At 57.1% G+C, this 18,004-nt stretch carries 13 protein-coding genes and 1 other RNA gene; 8 read left to right on the top strand and 6 right to left on the bottom strand.

What is annotated here, in order from left to right; genetic code table 11:
- Positions 1-11: 11 nt before the first annotated feature.
- The 3 genes from AC3DKS_RS12735 to AC3DKS_RS12725 form a co-directional block, all read right to left on the bottom strand.
- Positions 12-1,139 (bottom strand): OmpA family protein, encoded by a 1,128-nt coding sequence (locus tag AC3DKS_RS12735; RefSeq protein WP_272607897.1) that lies wholly within the window; start codon positions 1,137-1,139, stop codon positions 12-14.
- A 63-nt stretch (positions 1,140-1,202) separates the two neighbouring features.
- Entirely contained in the window at positions 1,203-2,975 is a 1,773-nt protein-coding gene (locus AC3DKS_RS12730) for a TonB-dependent receptor domain-containing protein (RefSeq protein ID WP_272607896.1), read from the bottom strand.
- 3 nt (positions 2,976-2,978) lie between these two features.
- On the bottom strand, positions 2,979-5,999 hold the full coding sequence (locus AC3DKS_RS12725) for a tetratricopeptide repeat protein (protein WP_272607895.1): 3,021 nt from the start codon (positions 5,997-5,999) through the stop codon (positions 2,979-2,981).
- 153 nt (positions 6,000-6,152) lie between these two features.
- Here AC3DKS_RS12725 and AC3DKS_RS12720 point away from each other — a divergent pair, with 153 nt between their 5' ends.
- From AC3DKS_RS12720 to ppgK, 5 genes are all read left to right on the top strand, one after another.
- Entirely contained in the window at positions 6,153-6,836 is a 684-nt protein-coding gene (locus AC3DKS_RS12720; RefSeq protein ID WP_041327577.1) for a cell division ATP-binding protein FtsE, read from the top strand.
- A 115-nt stretch (positions 6,837-6,951) separates the two neighbouring features.
- Positions 6,952-8,625, top strand: a complete 1,674-nt coding sequence (locus AC3DKS_RS12715) for an aryl-sulfate sulfotransferase (RefSeq protein ID WP_272607894.1) — start codon at positions 6,952-6,954, stop codon at positions 8,623-8,625.
- 99 nt (positions 8,626-8,724) lie between these two features.
- A complete protein-coding gene (locus AC3DKS_RS12710; RefSeq protein ID WP_015754051.1) occupies positions 8,725-9,405 on the top strand; it encodes a sulfotransferase family protein in 681 nt (226 codons plus the stop codon).
- Between the two features lie 23 nt (positions 9,406-9,428).
- A complete protein-coding gene (locus AC3DKS_RS12705; RefSeq protein WP_272607893.1) occupies positions 9,429-10,589 on the top strand; it encodes an MFS transporter in 1,161 nt (386 codons plus the stop codon).
- 100 nt (positions 10,590-10,689) lie between these two features.
- Entirely contained in the window at positions 10,690-11,448 is a 759-nt protein-coding gene (gene ppgK, locus AC3DKS_RS12700) for a polyphosphate--glucose phosphotransferase (protein ID WP_272607892.1), read from the top strand.
- Here ppgK and typA read toward each other — a convergent pair.
- Positions 11,445-13,241 (bottom strand): translational GTPase TypA, encoded by a 1,797-nt coding sequence (gene typA, locus AC3DKS_RS12695; protein WP_015754048.1) that lies wholly within the window; start codon positions 13,239-13,241, stop codon positions 11,445-11,447. The genes ppgK and typA overlap by 4 nt on opposite strands.
- A 202-nt stretch (positions 13,242-13,443) precedes the next feature.
- On the opposite strand from typA, the gene kdsA reads away from it, so the two are divergent.
- Positions 13,444-14,262 (top strand): 3-deoxy-8-phosphooctulonate synthase, encoded by an 819-nt coding sequence (kdsA, locus tag AC3DKS_RS12690; protein WP_272607891.1) that lies wholly within the window; start codon positions 13,444-13,446, stop codon positions 14,260-14,262.
- Between the two features lie 28 nt (positions 14,263-14,290).
- Here kdsA and AC3DKS_RS12685 read toward each other — a convergent pair whose 3' ends face one another.
- On the bottom strand, positions 14,291-14,656 hold the full coding sequence (locus tag AC3DKS_RS12685; RefSeq protein ID WP_272607890.1) for a DUF1801 domain-containing protein: 366 nt from the start codon (positions 14,654-14,656) through the stop codon (positions 14,291-14,293).
- A 97-nt stretch (positions 14,657-14,753) separates the two neighbouring features.
- Here AC3DKS_RS12685 and AC3DKS_RS12680 point away from each other — a divergent pair, with 97 nt between their 5' ends.
- A complete protein-coding gene (locus tag AC3DKS_RS12680) occupies positions 14,754-15,869 on the top strand; it encodes an Sb-PDE family phosphodiesterase (RefSeq protein WP_272607889.1) in 1,116 nt (371 codons plus the stop codon).
- Between the two features lie 32 nt (positions 15,870-15,901).
- On the opposite strand, the gene AC3DKS_RS12675 is transcribed toward AC3DKS_RS12680, so the two are convergent.
- Positions 15,902-17,113 carry an NAD(P)-dependent oxidoreductase gene (locus AC3DKS_RS12675; protein WP_272607888.1) on the bottom strand — a complete coding sequence of 404 codons (1,212 nt, stop codon included), beginning with the start codon at positions 17,111-17,113 and terminating at the stop codon, positions 15,902-15,904.
- A 141-nt stretch (positions 17,114-17,254) separates the two neighbouring features.
- Between AC3DKS_RS12675 and ssrA the strand changes: the two genes are divergently transcribed.
- Positions 17,255-17,651, top strand: a transfer-messenger RNA (tmRNA) gene (ssrA, locus tag AC3DKS_RS12670).
- Positions 17,652-18,004: the final 353 nt, after the last annotated feature.

Raw genomic sequence — 18,004 nt, 5'->3', positions numbered from 1 at the left:
CCCAAATATACTTAATTCTGTCGTGCCTGAACCGGGTCCTCCGAACGGATCAGGAATTCCACGCGGCGGTTCCTGCGCCGTCCGCTTTCCGAGGAATTGCCCGCCACGGGGCGGGTGGCCCCAAAGCCGATCCAGCGGATTCGGACGGAATCCAGCCCAAGGCTTTCCAGGTACCGGGCCACAGCCTGGCAACGCCGCTCAGAGAGTTGCAGGTTGTAGGCCGCTGCCCCCCGGGAGTCCGTATGCCCCCTGAGTTCCAGGGAAAATGTACTGTCCCTCTCGAGCTCCGCATAGACCCGGTGGAGGGCTTCCCTGCCGGCATCTGTCAGTTGGTGTGCGTCGAATTCAAATAAGAGGGATGGAAGTACGAGCAAACTGTCCTTGGGGATCTCCCCAACCTGGGATTCCCGGGCGGCAGCGGCATTTCCCGGGTAGGGCTCCAGAATGATGCCGTCCAGGTAGTAGTAGGCCCCCTTATTGGACCGGCGGTTCGTCCGGAAGGTTCGGGTCCGGGCGTTCGGCAACAGGTTCCCGATAATCAGGTTGGCCTCCGTGCCCCGCGCAGTAAAAACCGTGTCCAAATGCATCCAGTTTTCCGTATCGGCAAATGAGGCGCTGGCTGCAATATCCAGCTGGTGGGGCTTGAGTTCCGGGTGGCCCAACCAGTACCGGCGCGCCAGGTTCTTCTTGGTTCCCACTCGCATCGGTTTTGCCGTAAACAGTACATGCAGCGTATTGAGGGCAAAATCCGATCGCTCCGCCAGGCTCAGGGAAAACCGCAACCTGTACTGCCGGCCTTCCTCCAGGGGTTCCGCGAGTTGCGTCTGTACGTACTCCCGGTAATCCCCCGGGGCATAGGCATAAAAGCCGGCGTATCCCTCCCCTTCCGCGGCTCGTTGCTCGCCATTGAAGTTTTCCGGGGTCCCCATATCCTCGCTGCACCGGTGGAAATAATCCGTAGACCCCTGGGTGGGGCAATCCCAGCCAAGGATATCGGCTTCAAAATTCCCGAGGAACCTCGGGCAGCGGCTGTACCCCTCAAAGCCCGGGTTGGGCACCAGGTTCTGGGCCCCGGCAGGTACGGCAACCAGGGTAAATAAAAGGCAGGCAGCCCCAAGGTAGTGGCCAATTCCACGCATATCCCGTCATTCTGAGAATCAAGATAGGAAATATCAGGAAACAGCCGGGTTTGCCGATCGCGCCTACAAATCGAATTTATAGCTGACCCCTGCCAGGACCTGCAGCCCCTGCACCCGGAAGTTCGCCCACCGCTGGTACTGGTTGCCGGCCAGGTTGCTTCCCCGGGCAAAGATGGAGAGTTGCGGGTTGATGTGGTAACCTACCCGCGCATTCGCGTCAAAATAACCATCCAGGGTCAGCTGCTGGGCCGGGAACTGGTCCGGGGGTGTTGCCGGCTGCGCCCGGGATACGAAATCCTCCCGCTCGCCCACATAGAACAGGTTGGCCCCCAGGTACCAGCCCGAATCGTGCTGGTAGTCGAGGGTCAGGTTGCCTTCCAGGTTCGGCAGGTTCCATGCCGGGTTGTCGGTTTCCGTATCGTATTCGTACACCGAGGCATTCAGGCCCAGGCTGAAATTCCGGTTCACGCTGAACTGCAGTTCCCCGAATACGCCCAGGGTCCGGATATCGTCGTAGAAGACCCGGAAGGAGTTCCCGTAGATATAGCCTTTTTCGTCGTTGCGCGTCTCGTTGATCGGGTTGAGGATAAACAGGGGCTTGAAATTTTCGGCGGCATACGACCCCTTGAGGTTGTAGCTCACTGACGGGGTGAGTTGCCCCTTAAGCCCCAGGTAGGCCTCGTACTGCCGGTCTGTCGGCATGACGGCGAGCGTCGGGGAAACAAACGGGTTTACCCGGCTGAACTCGTAGTAGGAATTCTGGTCGAGGCCGCCATCCACGCCCCCGTAGGCAATCACATTCTCCTCCAGGAGGTTGTAGGAAGCCTCCACGGACGGGTAGATATAAAAATTGTTTTCACTGTTTTCCAGGTCCAGCCCGGCGGTGATACGGGCACCCAGGAACAGTTTCAGGTCGTCGCGCAGCATCAACAGGCCGGGGCGCACCCCCGCAATCAGGTACTGGTAGTCAATTTCGGTATCGTTGATATACTGGCTTTGCGGGGCGTTTTCGAAATGCCCGCCAAGGTAATCGATTTCCAGGCCCAACCCGAGGGACTCCTCGGTGACCGGAAATTCGAATGCTGCGGTGAATCGCAACCGGTTCTCGGCGGATTCCACGGCGTCCCAGAAACGACTGACCTGCAACTCGGCATCGGTAAAATAGGTGTCCTCCATATGTACCTGCCCCTGCAGGCTCCCGCGGAAATAATCCTGGGTTTCGTCTATGCCCGCTACCGAGGTCTCCCCCTCTTCCAGCAGCCCGGTATCTACCCCGTACCAATTGTACCGGCGGTGTTCCATCCCGGCGGAGGCATTCCATTCCCAGTCCCTGTCGCGCTGGGAGTAGGTGACATCCAGGCCGGAATTATAGAAATCCGTGTCCAGGGGCGTACCGTCGATGTCCCCCCGGGAGGACAGGTGGTTCAGCCCCACATCGATCCGTTTGTTCCCCCGGTCAAAATCCCGGCTGATATAAAAATCTGCCAGGGCGTTGTTGTAATTGCCGAGGCCCAGGGCCGCGTAACTGTTAAAAAGTTTCTCGGGCCTGGCCCGTTCCACCGCAGCCGCCTGCCCCTTGGCCGGGGTAAACGTGGAAGCCACCGGAACCGAATGGATCTCGTATTGCACCGGTTTTTTCTGCAAAGCAATGGAGTCCTGCAGGCTGGGCAGCGATTGGATCTTGCGTGCGTCCGAAACGGTTGGCGTGTAGGAGCGCACCACGGTGACGGTTTCGGTGCCAAGGTCGTCGGTTTCATCCTGCCCCCAACCGGCGGCAGTTGTGAGTAGGGCCGCAATCAGCCCCGTATATCGGATCAGTTTCATAATCGTGTTCATTCCTTAACGGTTTCCATCGGGGTTTATCGAGGCGTTGCGCCGGGCTTCCCGCGCCTTGATCTGGGCGAGTTCAGCCCGGGCTTCTTCCACAATGTCCGGATAGGCCCCGAAATTGGAGATGACATTTTCCAGGATATAGGTAGACTGGAAGGCGTCCTCGAGTTGTTCAAAGTTTTTTGCCATCAGGATCAGGCCCCTGCCGCCCCATTCCTTGTAGGCGGCAAAATCCCTGGCCAGCCGCTGTACGGATTGGTTCGAGGCCTCGAAATCGCCGTCTTCCCGCTTAAAATGCGCCTGGTAATAGAGCGCCTCGGCGGCAGCCCGGCCCGTGGCAATGGAGAGGACTTCGGCATACGCCTGCCGGGCTTTTTCCGTATTCCCGGTTGCCCAGGCAGACCGGGCAATCATCAGGCGGGCATCACTTCGGATCCGGTCGTCCAGGGACGGGCTGGCCAGCACTTTTTCGGCATAGGCCAGGGTCCGGTCGTAGGCCTGTTTTTCAAAATAGCCCTTCATCAGGTTGGATTGGGCAAAGGTCCGGTTCTGGGGGATATCCGCCGTGGCCTCCAGCCGCTCCAGGTAGGGCATGGCCGCGGCGTAGTCCCCGCGGGAAACCAAAATCTCGCATACCCGGGTCAGCGCCTGTTCGGCCCGTTCGCCCCGCCCGGCATCCGCCACTACCTCAAAATGCGCCAGGGCCTTGTCTGCCTGCCCGTCTGCATAGGCAATCTGCCCGAGGTTAAAATGGGCAGCCACCCGGTTGGCCCCGTTCGGGAATTGTTCCAGGTATTTTTCAAGGGCGCGGGCAGCCGCCGCGTCGTTTCCTTCCACGAGTTGTTTCTCCGCCGCCTCAAAACTGGCCGCCTCGAGTTCGCTGTCGGTAACCTCCACAAAATCGAGGCCGCGCACCCAGGCTGCATACTGGTCTACCTGGCCCATGTCCACGTAGATGAGTTTGGCGGTTGCCACCGCCTGCATGGCTTCCTGGGAGTTCGGGTACTGGTCGGCCACCTCCTTGAATACGGTCAGTGCCTGTTGGTTCTGCCCCCCGTTGTAATAGACCAGGCCTTTCCGCATTTTCGCGGCGGGTACCAGGCTGCTGCCCGGGCTTTCCCGAATCAGGCGGTCATAGGAAGCAATGGCCTGGTTGTCGGCTGCCGATTGCACATAGGAATTGCCGAGTTCAAAAAGTGCATCGTCTTTCAGGCTCGAATTCGGAAACCGCCCGATAAAAGTATCCAGGGCGTCGCGCTTGGTCTGTTCCTGGCCCAGGAAACCGTAACTGATGGCTTTCTGGTAGGCGGCGTAATCCCGCTCCGGGCTGCCGGTGGCGAGTGCCTGGTCATAGGCCTCGATTGCCGGACGGTACCTGCTGCTCACAAAGTAGCTGTCGCCCAGGCGCATCCACGCATCCGTTTTCCGCGCCCCGTCCGGAGCCGAACGGGCAAAGCGCTGGAAGTGCGTGGCGGCATTCCCGTAATCCCGTAATTTGAAATAGGTGTACCCCATCTGGTAATCCAGGTCGGCGTATTCCTCCAGGGAGGCTGCCGACGAACTGGCGCGGAACTGAGCATACTGGGTCAGTGCCTGTTCAAAATTCCCCACCGCAAAGGCCGACTCCGCCTTCCAATACCGGGAACGGGCTGTGTACCTCGGGTCCGCTCCCGCCTGTATCGCCTTTTCAAAGCTTTCAAGGGCTCCCGGATACGCCTCGGCCAGGAATTGTTCCACCCCGTAGAAAAATGCCACTTTCTGATAGGTGGCCTCACTGGCATACCCCGGATTCTTCTCCAGAAGTTCCATGGCGCCGCTGAAATTTTTGGAAGTGATGTAGGAATCCACCAGAAGTTCGCGGACCTCCTCGTGGTCCTCCCCGTCCGGATAGGCTTCCATATACTCCTGCAGCACCCGGGGCACCGGCTGGTAGGGGTTGCCGACTTCGTAGCTCAGGCGGGCGTAGTTCAGGAAAGCATCCTGCCGGATTTCCGGACTGAACTCCATTTGGGAGGCATTCCGGAAGGCGTTGAGCGCCTCCTGCTTCTTGTCGAGTTCCAGGTAGCATTCCCCCAGGTGGTAATACGCGTTCTGGGCCACGGAGTCATCCCCCCCGACAATCTTGTTGAATTGCCGGATGGCGTTTTCGTAATCGCCCTGCTTGTAGTGCGCATAACCGAGCAGGTAGTAATCCGTATTGTTCCAGCGGCCCCGCTTTCCCTGATATTTCTCCAGGTAGGGGATCGCCTCGGCATAGCGGCCCAGGTTAAAGTAGCTCTCCCCGATGATCTTGTTGAGTTCGGATACTTCCCGCCGGTCCGATTTGGGCAACTGGCTTACGGCCTGCTCAATGGCCTGTTCAAAATTCCCGAGCTTAAAATTCATGTCGGCCTGGTAATACGAAAGCTTTTCTTCCAGGACTTCCTGGTCCGTAATCTGGTCGAACCGCTCGTTGGCTGCCTCGTAGTCGTCCTGCTGGTAGGCGATATACCCCAGGTAGTACTTGGCCTGGGAACCGTACTCCTGCGAATTGCTCACGCGCTGCAGATAGCGTTCTGCCTCTTCGGGTTTCCGGGAGGAGAACAGGGAATATCCCATATGGAAGTCGAAGCGTTCCTTCTCCCTCCGGGAGAGGGAACTCTGGTCTACTTTCCCGTACCACTTCATCGCATAGGGATACCGGCCGTTCTCAAAATAGTAATCGGCTACATCCATGAAGGCGGAGTTGCGCCGGACGGAAGTTGGATAGCGCTCCACAAAGTCCTCCATGAGCCGGTCGGCACCGAGCTGGTTGAGCCGCACTGCGGCATTTGCAATGTAATAGGCGCTATTGGCTTCCGTCTCCGGATCTGCCGTCTGGTCCTTTACCTCCTGGAAAAGTGTCTGGGCTGCCTGGTATTGCTTGTTGTTGTAAAGCGTCAGGGCATCCTGGTAGGTTTTGTTCTCGTGCGTGTACACCGCGGATTCCTGCCCCATGCACCATGCCCCGGTCAGGGCACAGGCGAGCAGCACGGCAATTTCCTTTCGCATAATGTTCTCTTGGCGTTAGAATAACCGAATTTCCCTTAATAACGTTAAATACGTCCCCTCAGTATGCGGGCCGGATTCGAATTAAGTGAAAATCCCTTCCGCCTGGCCCGGGTGTGCCCGGAACTTATTACTTTTATATCAACAATAATCCCCATGGCTGAAAGCGTATTATCCCTGAATGACGTAGCGGTTTACCAACAGGAGAACCTGGTCCTGAACGACATCAGCCTGGAGGTCCGGCCCGGGGAGTTTGTCTACCTCATCGGGAAAACCGGGAGCGGGAAGAGCAGTTTTATGAAAACCCTCTACGCCGACCTGCCCCTGCGGGAGGGCCAGGGGCAAATCGTGGGCTTCAACCTGAAGACCCTGAAGGAAAAGGATATCCCCGCCCTGAGGCGGAAACTCGGCATCGTCTTCCAGGACTTCAAACTCCTCCCGGACCGCAATGTGCACAACAACCTGGATTTTGTCCTCAAGGCCACCGGCTGGAAAGACCGGGCCCAAATGGATGCGCGTATCGATGCCGTCCTGGAAAAGGTGGGCATGAAGACCAAGGGCTTCAAATTCCCCCACGAACTGTCCGGGGGCGAGCAACAGCGCATCGCCATTGCCCGGGCGCTCCTGAACGACCCGGAGCTGATCCTGGCCGACGAGCCCACCGGAAACCTGGACCCGCAGACCAGCGTGGAAGTCATGAAGGTCCTCCAGGAGATTAACAAAACCGGCCGCACCATCCTCATGGCCACACACGACTATGCACTCATCCTGAAATACCCTTCAAAAACCCTGAAGTGCGACGGCAACAAGGTATTTGAGGTCATTCAGAAGGCCGGCTGATTATTTACCTGGTTTTCAGCGAATCAAAAGGTTTTTTTTCTATCTTTCAGAGATTCGGCAAAGGCCTCTTCCCCCAACCGTAGTGCCGGACGACCAACTTCAAACAACCCGCCTGATGAAAAATTACCTTTCCTATATCCTGGGGGCCCTGCTGCTGCTCGGGATTTCCTGTAAACAGGACACTCAAACAAAAGAAAACCCGGATGCCGGCAACCTCGCGGTACGGGAATGGAAACCCGATGACATGCGCAACATGACGGGCCTGACGGCACAGCGCGGGCTCATTGTCAACACGGACCGGGACACGGAGGGCTATGTGCTTTTTGAGCCATCCTCGGATACGACCACTTTCCTGATCGACAAGGCGGGCCGGGTGGTACACCGCTGGGACAGCGAACTGAATTCGATGAATTCCTACCTGCTCCCCAACGGCCATCTGCTGCGGCTGGAGCGGGACGAGGATTTCCCCACTTTTGCAGCCGGCGGGCAGGCCGGCCGTGTCCGCGAATACGACTGGGACGGCAACATGCTCTGGGATTATGAGCTGGCCACCGAAACCGAACTGATTCACCACGACATCGAACCGATGACCAACGGGAATATCCTGGCCATTGCCTACGAGGTGATGCCGGTAGAGGAAGCCATCGCCATGGGCCGGGACCCGGAGCGCTTGCCCAGGGCCGGGCTCTGGCTCGACCAGGTAGTGGAAATCCGGCCGACCTATCCGAAAGGGGGGGAAATCGTCTGGGAATGGCACATGAAAGACCACCTGGTCCAGGACTTCGACCCGTCCAAAGCGAATTACGGGGACCCTTCGGAGCATCCCCGGAAAATCGACATAAATTTCCACAGCACGGAAGAGGGGGATGGCCCGCCCCCGACCGAGGAACAGGTAAAACAAATGATTAAAAACGGGATGGCCACCTCGAATGCCACGGTAGACAACCGCGGGTCGGATATCACCCATACCAATGCCATCGACTACCACCCCGGGATGGACCAGATTGCCCTGAGTTCCCCCGGAATGAATGAAATCTTTATCATCGACCACAGCACGACTACCGAGGAAGCCCGAGGCAGCAGCGGTGGTAACCATGGCCATGGGGGTGACTTGCTCTACCGGTGGGGGAACCCGCAAAATTACGGCCTGGGTACTCCGGACGACCGGGTCCTGTTCGGACAGCACGACATCCGGTGGATCCCGGAGGGACAGCCGGGAGCCGGGCGCCTGATGGTATACAACAACGACCCCCATGACGGCAAGGCCAAACTGCCGACGGTATGGGCCGGTTTTCAGAATGCCAAACCCCCGGAATTCGCCATGGCCGTCGGGGATGTGGGCAATTTCAGCGAGGTGCTGGAGCTCGAGCCGCCAACCGACGCCGATGGCGCCTATGTCCTGGATGCCGGGGGGACGTTTGGCCCTGAGGAACCCGCATGGACCTACCGGGCACCCGATTTGTATTCGTTCTATTCCGCCTTTATCTCCGGGGCCCACCGGCTTCCCAATGGGAATACCTTTATTACGGAAGGGATGAAAGGCCGGTTTTTCGAGGTGTCGCCGGACAACCAGATTGTCTGGGAATACTGGAACCCGTATTTGGGCACGTACAAGCTGCCCGACGGAACGGAGCCGCAACCCAAAGGCCCGTTTATATTCGGCGTTTTCAGGAGCACCCTGATCCCGGCGGACAACCCTGCCTTTGCAGGTAAAACGCTGGAGCCCCTGCAGCCGCAGCCGGAGGTTTACAAGATGCCTCCCCCGCCTGCCGAACCGGAAGGCCAGTAATGATACAACCAATCCAATCAACTCAACCAGCAAGGCATTCCAACAACAACCCATTTCAACAACAACCCATTCCAATAACAACCAACAAACGCCACCGATATGTCGATTAAAATCATCGGTGCCGGCTTCCCGAGGACCGGTACCACAACCCTGAAACGATCCCTGGAGACCCTCGGGTTCCAGCGCGTATACCACATGAAGGAATTACTGGTAAACCCGGACATGCTCCATTACTGGAAAACCCTGGACCAGACCGGCACCACCGATTGGGACGGCCTGTATGCGAATTACGACGCTACCGTGGATTTCCCCTGCTACCCCTGGTACAAGGAACACATGGAGCGTTACCCGGAAGCCCGGGTGATCCTTACCGTTAGGGACTTCGAATCCTGGTATAAGAGCATCTCCAGCACGGTTATGAAGGCCGGGCCGCAGACCCCGGGCGAAAAAATCAAGATGATGGGCAAGCTCATCGCCAGCAGCCGGGCGCGCAAGGTGGTCCGATGCATCAAGCTGTTCAAGGATAAATTTTTTGCCCGGGAATTCGAAGGCCGCTTTGAGGACAAGGCATATGCGGAAGCCAAATGGAAGGAACACCTGGCCGAAGTAAAAAGGTATGTACCGGAAGACAAACTCCTGGTGTACGATGTACGCGATGGCTGGAAACCGTTGTGTGCATTCCTGGGCGTCCCGGAACCAGCAGAACCCTTGCCCCACCTGAATAAAAAGGAAAACTTCAAGGAGATGCTCCCGAAGCTCATGAAAGGCCAGATGGCATAAACCCGGGAGGACTCCGAAACGCTATGTACGAAAACCGCTGGGAGGTGAAACTGAGCCTGTTGCTGGTCAGCAGTCTCACAATTGCCTCCATGATCACGATTTCCGCCAGCCTGCCCGACATGAGCCGGGACTTCAGCGGATACCCCAACGGCCAGGCACTGGTGAAACTCTCCTTGTCCCTCCCGGCCCTGTTTATCGCCCTTACCTCGCTTCTTGCAGGGGGCTACATCGACCGTAAAGGGCGGAAGCCGCTCCTGGGCGTTGCCCTGGTAGCCTATGCCCTGGCAGGCAGTTCGGGCTACTGGCTGGAAGACCTCTATGCTATCCTCGCAGGCAGGGCGTTGCTGGGGGTTTGCGTGGGGATTACCATGACAATTGTCACCACCCTGATCGCGGATTACTACCAGGGGGCCGCCCGCCAGCGGTTTGCGGGTACCCAGATTGCCGTGATGTCCCTGGCGGGCATCCTGTTTATCAGCCTGGGCGGGTTCCTGGCGGACATTCGCTGGGACGTACCCTTTTTGCTGTACCTGTTTTCCCTCCTGATCCTTCCCATTGCGCTGCGCTTCATCCGGGAACCTGAAAAGCTGGCGGAAACCATTCAGAAAACCCCGGTGGCCCGCGCCCCCCGCGAGATTTGGCTGGTATTCGGCACGGTGATGCTCATGTGGATCCTGTTTTTTATCGTCCCCGTGCAAATACCCTTTTACCTGAAAAGCCTTGGGGTGGAACAAAATGCCCTGATCGGGCTGGCCATTGCCAGCAGCACGCTGTTTTCGGCGGTTGCCTCTTTTTTCTACGCCAGGATCAAGGGGCGCCTGTCGTTTGCCCGGATATTTTTTGCCGGGTTCGGCCTGATGGCCGTCGCCTTCCTGGTGGTGGCCTTCTCCGGCACCTATGCGCTCGTTGTGGTCGGGATGTTGCTCGCCGGCCTGGGCATGGGCCTGCTCATCCCGAATGCAAATATCCTGGTCATGCAACTGGCCCCCCCGGCTGTGCGCGGCAAGCAGATTGGGCGGCTCACCACGTTTTGGTTCCTCGGGCAATTTATTTCGCCCCTGGTCCTGTTGCCGTTTATTGGCCTGTATAGCCTGGAAACCGTCTTTTTGGGAATCGGGATCCTCACCGGGGCCCTGGCACTGTTATTCCTCATAAGCAGCCCCCTCTGGAAAAAAGCAGGCTAAAGCCGGGGTTCTCTCGGGAGTTCATGGAACCCGAAGAATCTGCTCAAACCGGCATGCCGATCTTTTTTTGTTACTTTGCGACCAAACCAATCCAATTTTCATGGAAGTACTCGGAATAGATGTGGGCGGCTCGGGAATCAAGGGCGCCATGGTCCACATGGAAACCGGTGAAATGCTTACGGAGCGATTCCGCATCCCCACGCCCAAATCCAGGAAACCCGACGAGATGGCCGAGGTGATCGCGGAAATCGTGAAACACTTCGACTACAAGGGCCCTGTGGGCTGCGGCTTCCCCTCGGTAATCAAGAAAGGGATCTGCAAGTCCAAGGGCAACCTGCACAAATCCTGGAAGGGCATGGACGTGGAAGCCCTGTTCGAAAAAGCCACCGGCCTGGATTTCACCGTTATCAACGACGCGGATGCTGCCGGATACGCCATGATGAACTACGGGATCGGCAAGGATATGCAGGGTTTTGTGGTGATGATTACCATCGGGACCGGCCTGGGCAGCGGGGCCTTCCTTGACGGACGGCTGATCCCGAACTTTGAGCTCGGGCAGATCCCCTATAAGAAATACGACAAAATCGAATCCTGGGCAGCGGCTTCCGCCAAGGAACGGGAGGGCCTCAGCTATAAAAAATGGGGCAAACGATTCAATAAATTCCTGAAATACGTGGAACTCATCGTGGCCCCGGACACGATTGTCCTCGGCGGGGGAACCTCCAAGGACTTCGACCAGTATAAGAAATATATTACGGTGGATACGCCCGTAATACCGGCAGGGCTACAGAACCACGCGGGCATTATCGGCGCAGCTACCGCCTGCCTGGTCTGCCACCCGGAACTCAACGAAGGCTAGTCCTTAGACCGCTTGCGGTCGGTTTCCTTTAGGAGGATTTTCCGAAGCCGCAGGTTTTTCGGGGTTACCTCTACATATTCGTCTTTCTGGATATACTCCAGCGCCTCTTCGAGGGAGAATTTTACGGCAGGAACAATCCGGGCCCGGTCGTCGGAACCCGATGCCCGCACGTTGGTTAGCTTTTTCGTCTTGGTGACGTTAACCACCATATCGTCCCCCCGGGAATTCTCGCCAATGACCTGGCCTTCGTAGATATCCTCCCCCGGGTCGATGAAAAAACGGCCCCGTTCCTGCAACTTGTCAATGGAATAGGGAATCGCTTTCCCGGTTTCCATGGAAACCATGGAACCGTTCTGCCGCTGGGGCACCTCCCCTTTCATCGGCTGGTATTCCAGGAAGCGGTGCGCCATGATGGCTTCCCCGGCCGTCGCTGTGAGCAATTGGTTCCGCAGGCCGATGATGCCCCGGGACGGGATGAGGAATTCGCATACCATGCGGTCGCCGCGGGATTCCATCCGGGTCATTTCCCCCTTGCGCAAGGCAACCATCTCCACGGCCTTGCCGGATACTTCCTCCGGCAGGTCGATGGTCAGCGATTCCACCGGTTCGCACTTCTGGCCGTCGATTTCCTTGATAATCACCTGGGGCTGGCCAATCTGGAGCTCATAGCCTTCCCGCCTCATGGTTTCGATCAGGACGGAGAGGTGCAGCACCCCGCGCCCATAGACCAGGAATTTATCGGCGCTGTCGGTTTCTTCCACCCGCAGGGCGAGGTTTTTCTCGAGTTCCCGCTCCAGGCGCTCTTTGATATGGCGGGAGGTGACGTATTTCCCATCCTTCCCAAAGAACGGGCTGTCATTGATGGTAAACAGCATGCTCATGGTCGGTTCGTCGATGGCAATGCTGGCCAGGGCCTCGGGTGCCTCGGCATCCGCAATCGTATCGCCGATATCGAAGCCCTCCAGGCCTACGAGCGCGCCGATATCCCCCGTCTGGAGTTCCTTTACCCGCGCCCGGCCCAGGCCTTCGAACGAATAGAGCTCCTTGATCCGGGAGCGCACCTTCCGGCCATCCCGTTTTACCAGGGTAATGTCCTGGCCTTCCCGCAGCGGGCCGCGTTGCAGCCTCCCGATGGCGATCCGCCCGGTATAGGAGGAGTAGTCCAGGGAGGTGATCAGCATCTGGGTAGTGCCCTTCTCCGGCTCAAAAGTGGGGATGTGGTCCAAAACCATCTCCAGCAGGGGCGCAATTGAATCGGTGGGCTGCTTAAAGTCCTCCCCCATCCAGTTTTCCTTGGCCGAGCCGTAAACCACCGGGAAATCGAGCTGCCATTCTTCCGCGCCCAACTCAAACATCAGGTCAAACACCTTCTCGTGCACCTCTTCCGGGGTACAGTTGGGCTTGTCCACCTTGTTGATTACCACGCAGGGTTTCAGGCCCATGTCCAGGGCTTTTTGCAGCACAAACCGGGTCTGCGGCATCGGGCCCTCAAAGGCATCCACCAGCAACAGCACGCCGTCGGCCATGTTCAGTACGCGTTCCACCTCACCACCAAAGTCGGCGTGGCCCGGGGTATCGATGATGTTGATTTTGGTGTCCTTATAGGTGACGGAAACATTTTTGGAAACGATGGTAATCCCCCGTTCCCGCTCCAGGTCGTTGTTGTCCAGGATCAGATCGCCCGTCTGCTCGTTCTCCCGGAAGAGCTGGCAGAAGTGCAAAATCTTGTCTACCAGGGTGGTTTTCCCGTGGTCGACGTGGGCTATGATGGCAACGTTGCGGATATCGCGCATGGTCTCAAATTTTAAGGCGACAAAGATACACCGAATTCCGCTCGGTTTTCCAAATGGCATAAAATTTCGTCACCCGGCTTAAAATGCTGGTTTTTTGCAGGTTGCCTGGCGAAATTTACAACGGGTGGGTGGGGGTCCATTCTTCTGGCGATTGAAACCGCTCCCCTTGAATAAATAGTATCTTTGCGAAAACGAATTGTGCATGGACCTCTCCAAAATTCCGCAGATCAAACACATTGCAGGCAATAACTTCTTCCTCTTGTCGGGGCCCTGCGCCATTGAAGGCGAGGACATGGCCCTCCGAATAGCGGAAACCATTGTCGGGATAACGGATAAACTCGAAATCCCCTATGTCTTTAAAGGGAGCTTTAAGAAAGCGAACCGCAGCCGGGTGGATTCCTTTACGGGGATCGGGGACGAAAAAGCCCTGAAGATCCTGCGCAAGGTGTCCGAAACCTTCGGCGTACCCACGGTTACCGACATCCATGAAGTCTCCGATGCCGCGCTGGCAGCAGAATACGTGGATGTCCTTCAAATCCCGGCCTTCCTGGTGCGGCAAACAGACCTGGTGGTTGCAGCGGCAGAAACGGGCAAGGTGGTCAATTTGAAGAAAGGGCAATTTATGAGCCCCGAGAGTATGAAACACGCAGCGGGGAAGGTTACCGAATCCGGGAATGAGCAGGTAATGATCACGGACCGGGGGACGATGTTCGGGTACCAGGACCTCATCGTGGATTTCCGCGGGATTCCCGTCATGCGCCAATACGCCCCGGTGGTCCTCGACGTCACCCATTCCCTCCAGCAGCCCAACCAGGCGTCCGGGGTAACCGGCGGCCGCCCGGAGCTCATCGGCACCATGGCCCGTGCAGGTATCGCAGCGGGGGTGGACGGCATCTTTATCGAGACCCATTTCGATCCGGCCAACGCCAAAAGCGACGGGGCAAACATGCTTCCCCTGGACCAGTTGGAAGGGCTGCTCACCCGCCTGACAGCCATCAGGAAAACCGTCAACACCTTCTAAATTAGGTTCCTCCAGGGTGGTGGCGTCCCTAGCCCTCCTTCCGAAGGGGGCGGAAACGCACCGAGTAAGCTTCGCGCAGGACATCGGACAGGATTGCTGCATCGATCTCCTCCGCGCTGCGATAGCGCAACGACCGCATATGTTTGCGGCCTTTTGATTCCATTTTATCCAGGTGCCGCGTCAGATGGGCCGCCCGGGCAAAGCCCAGGTCCACGTAATCCCGGGATTGGTTCATATAGCAAAACGGGCGATTGTCGACATAATAAAAAGGCAGTCGGTATTTGAACCGCAATTCGGCCGAAGGTATTTCCCGATGGATCAGCAATTGCAGCTGGACCATGATACCGCGATACGGCTCGCAGGCCTCCAAAATATAATTTTCAGCGGGGTTCATTCATGTAAATCAACTCCTAAAATAAGGGTAAATCCTAATATTCGGTTAACAATAGTCCGGAGGCAGCGTGTATCTTTACGTACTGAAATCAACCGACATGAACCGCTACAACCTTATTTGCATCTTATTCCTTATTGGCGCTATCGCAACGGCACAGGACCACTCCCACGCCGGCGCCCAACCCATGGAATATCCGGATATCCCCGGATATAAAACGCTGGTCACCGACCTGCATCAGCACACGGTATTTTCCGACGGCAGCGTCTGGCCCGATATCCGCGTATCCGAGGCGCTCCGGGAGGGCATGGATGCCATCTCGCTCACCGAGCACCTGGAGTACCAACCGCATGGTGAGGATATCCCCCATCCCAACCGGAACCGGTCTTATGAGCTGGCCCTGCAGGAGGCCGCCGACCACGACCTGCTGATCATCCATGGTTCGGAAATCACCCGACAGGCCCCGATGGGCCACAGCAATGCGATCTTTATCGAAGACGCCAACAAATTACTGACGGAAGAGGCCGCGGATTCCTTTGCCGAAGCTGCACGCCAGGGGGCCTTTGTCTTTTGGAACCACCCGGCGTGGTATGCCCAGCAGCCGCAGGGCAACCCGGTTTTGAGCGACTTCCAGAAAGCGCGTATCGAGGCGGGGGAATTGCACGGCATCGAGGTAATCAACACCACGGATTATTCCCAGGAGGCCCTGGCCATTGCCCTGGAACAAAATTTGACGATTATGGGGACCAGCGATATCCACGGACTCATCGACTGGGATTATACGGAAAAGGGACACCACCGCCCGGTGACCCTGGTATTCGCCCGGGAACGCAGCATCGAAAGCCTGCGGGAAGCCTTGTTTGCCGGGCGTACCGTGGCCGTCTACAAAGACCTGCTGGTGGGGCGTGAAGAATACCTGGTTCCCCTGTTGCGGGCTTCGGTGGAAATTGTATCGGCCAGCTACATCCCGAAGACCCAGATCCTGAAGGTGGAACTGAAAAACACAAGCAGTACGGACCTGTTGTTCGAGAATGCCATGCCCTACTCTTTTTACAGCAGTTCCCCTGTTTTCCGCATCTCGGCCGGCGGCAACTACACGCTGCAGATCAAGACTCTCGAGAAATCCGAAACGATCCAGCTCGTATTGAAGGCCCTGGGCGCTTTCACGGCTCCCGGGGTACAACCTGTTGTGAACTGGGATATTACTGCGGAATAAAACAGTAGTACAACCGGGTCCCGGCCGGTCGGTCAGGGCGCCGGGATATTGTCTACGTAATCCTGTAAATACGCATACCTGTCGGTGAGTGTGCCGTCTTTGGTCATTCGCGCCCGCTCGAGAATCCCGTCCGCGTCTCCATCAAAAAATGCGGGGATTACTTGCTTTACAAAGGCTGCACCAAACCCCTCGCTGGCGTCGCGCGGCAATTCCGCCGGCAGGTTGTCCACCGCCATGACGGCAATAGCCCGGGGGTTTTTAAAATCGGTTTCCGATTCAGTGGCCGGGTCATACCCGTAGACCGGATCTGCAATGGTCGACGGCCGGATGGTGGAAGCTACCGGCCCGTCGATATCACAACTGATATCGGCCACTACGCGAATACGGAATTCCGGATGGCGGGCGTCTTCCCTGGTAAACAGGTAGGGAGCCCCCTGACCGTAGAAGTGCCCGGCGATAAACAGGTCCGTCACCCGGGCAAACCGGAAAAAATTGGAGCGGTAGGCCTCCGGGTTGGCAAAAAAATCAGCCTTGTTCCCGCGCACCCCGTCTTTCCGCTTGTTGTACTCCGAGGCATCGATCTGGCAATATACAGGCTCCCGGAACTCCTTTTCCAGGTAGTCCGCCACAGTAACCTGCCTGAGGCCCATCCCGTCCAGGATCTCGCGGGCCCCGCTGCCCACCCGGCCGCGACCGGTAAGCAGGATTTTAATGGCGGGAAGTTCGATACCCCGCAGCGCCTCGATGAGCGCCTCCCGGTCCGAAAGGGTTTCGGCCTTGGGCAGTTTAAAATCCCCGTATTTCAAGCCATAGGCCCTAATGCCGTTGTATGCCCCTACAATACCCGCATACCTGCCGAAAGCCACCAGCCTGACCCCCTTGGTATTGGTGAGTACTTCGTGGTCGTACAACTCAATGCGCTTCTCGAGGATGGCCCGGAGCAAGTCCCGGTTATAGGGCTGCTTTTTGATGGTGTGGGAAAAGAAGAAATATTTCTTTTCCGGAATCAGCGCATCAATGGGCACTTCCTTAACCCCGAGTAGTACGTCGCAATCCGAAACGTCGTCCGCCACCGGAATGTCTGCAGCCCGGTACTCGGCATCCTCAAAGACCCGGATCGGGGAGGATTCGGCGACAATTTCAATCCCGTCAAACCGGTTGAGGACTTTTTGACAGGCGGCCGGAGACAGCACTACGCGGCGGTCCGGCGGGTTTTTACGCTCTCTGATCAATCCAAATTTCATGCTCGTGCTTTGGTATGGAATTTGCGCAAAAATAGGTGGATTGCCAAGGGTAAACAAACCCGGGGTTGTGGAATCGCATCAGATACCGGAAACGCGCGAATTGCGTATCTTTGCCTTTCCTTTCATGTTCATTGAAAAACTGGGGCCGACTGGTTTTGACAGCAAGACCAATGGCGATGTAAGCATGCCGAGCGCTGGGATACAGCTCGTAAATCTCATATTTCACACTTTTAATTGGCGATAATAATTACGCTCTCGCCGCATAATCTGAATTAGAGTAAGATCATGCCTCGTCTCCGCAAGGCGGAGAAGCGAGATGTCCCTGGATAGCCCTTGTTGGCGGCGATCCATTTAGGGGCACCAGAAAAGTCAACATAGTGTGGTTATCGCTTCGCTAACCGCATAAACCTTAAGAAGCTAAGCGCGTAATGGGCCGTTTCCGGTCAGTTGCGCGTCGACAATCAATCGGAAACTAAGCATGTAGAAAGCATGGTTATTGCTTGTTTGGACGGGAGTTCGAATCTCCCCGGCTCCACAATCACTCCCAAACCCCGCCGGTTTCCCGGCGGGGTTTTTTGTTTCCAATCCGCGAGTCCAAGCTTGCTTGAGCGAGCGGGAGGGAAACAAAAAACCGCCATGCCAAAGGCATGGCAGGGTTTGGATTTGCAGGATTGGAGCCCGGGAGATCACCGAGCAAAGCGAGGTAATCTCCTGACACGGCGAAGCCGGAAGCCCGGGAGATCACCGAGCAAAGCGAGGTAATCTCCTGACACGGCGAAGCCGGAAGCCCGGGAGATCACCGAGCAAAGCGAGGTAATCTCCTGACACGCTGAAGGCGGAAGCCCGGGAGATCACCGAGCGGGAGCGAGGTAATCTCCTGACACGGCGAAG

The organism is Robiginitalea sp. (genome assembly GCF_982776155.1).
The sequence above is the reverse complement of the archived record's forward strand: the minus strand, read 5'-3'. Positions and strand labels throughout refer to the sequence as shown.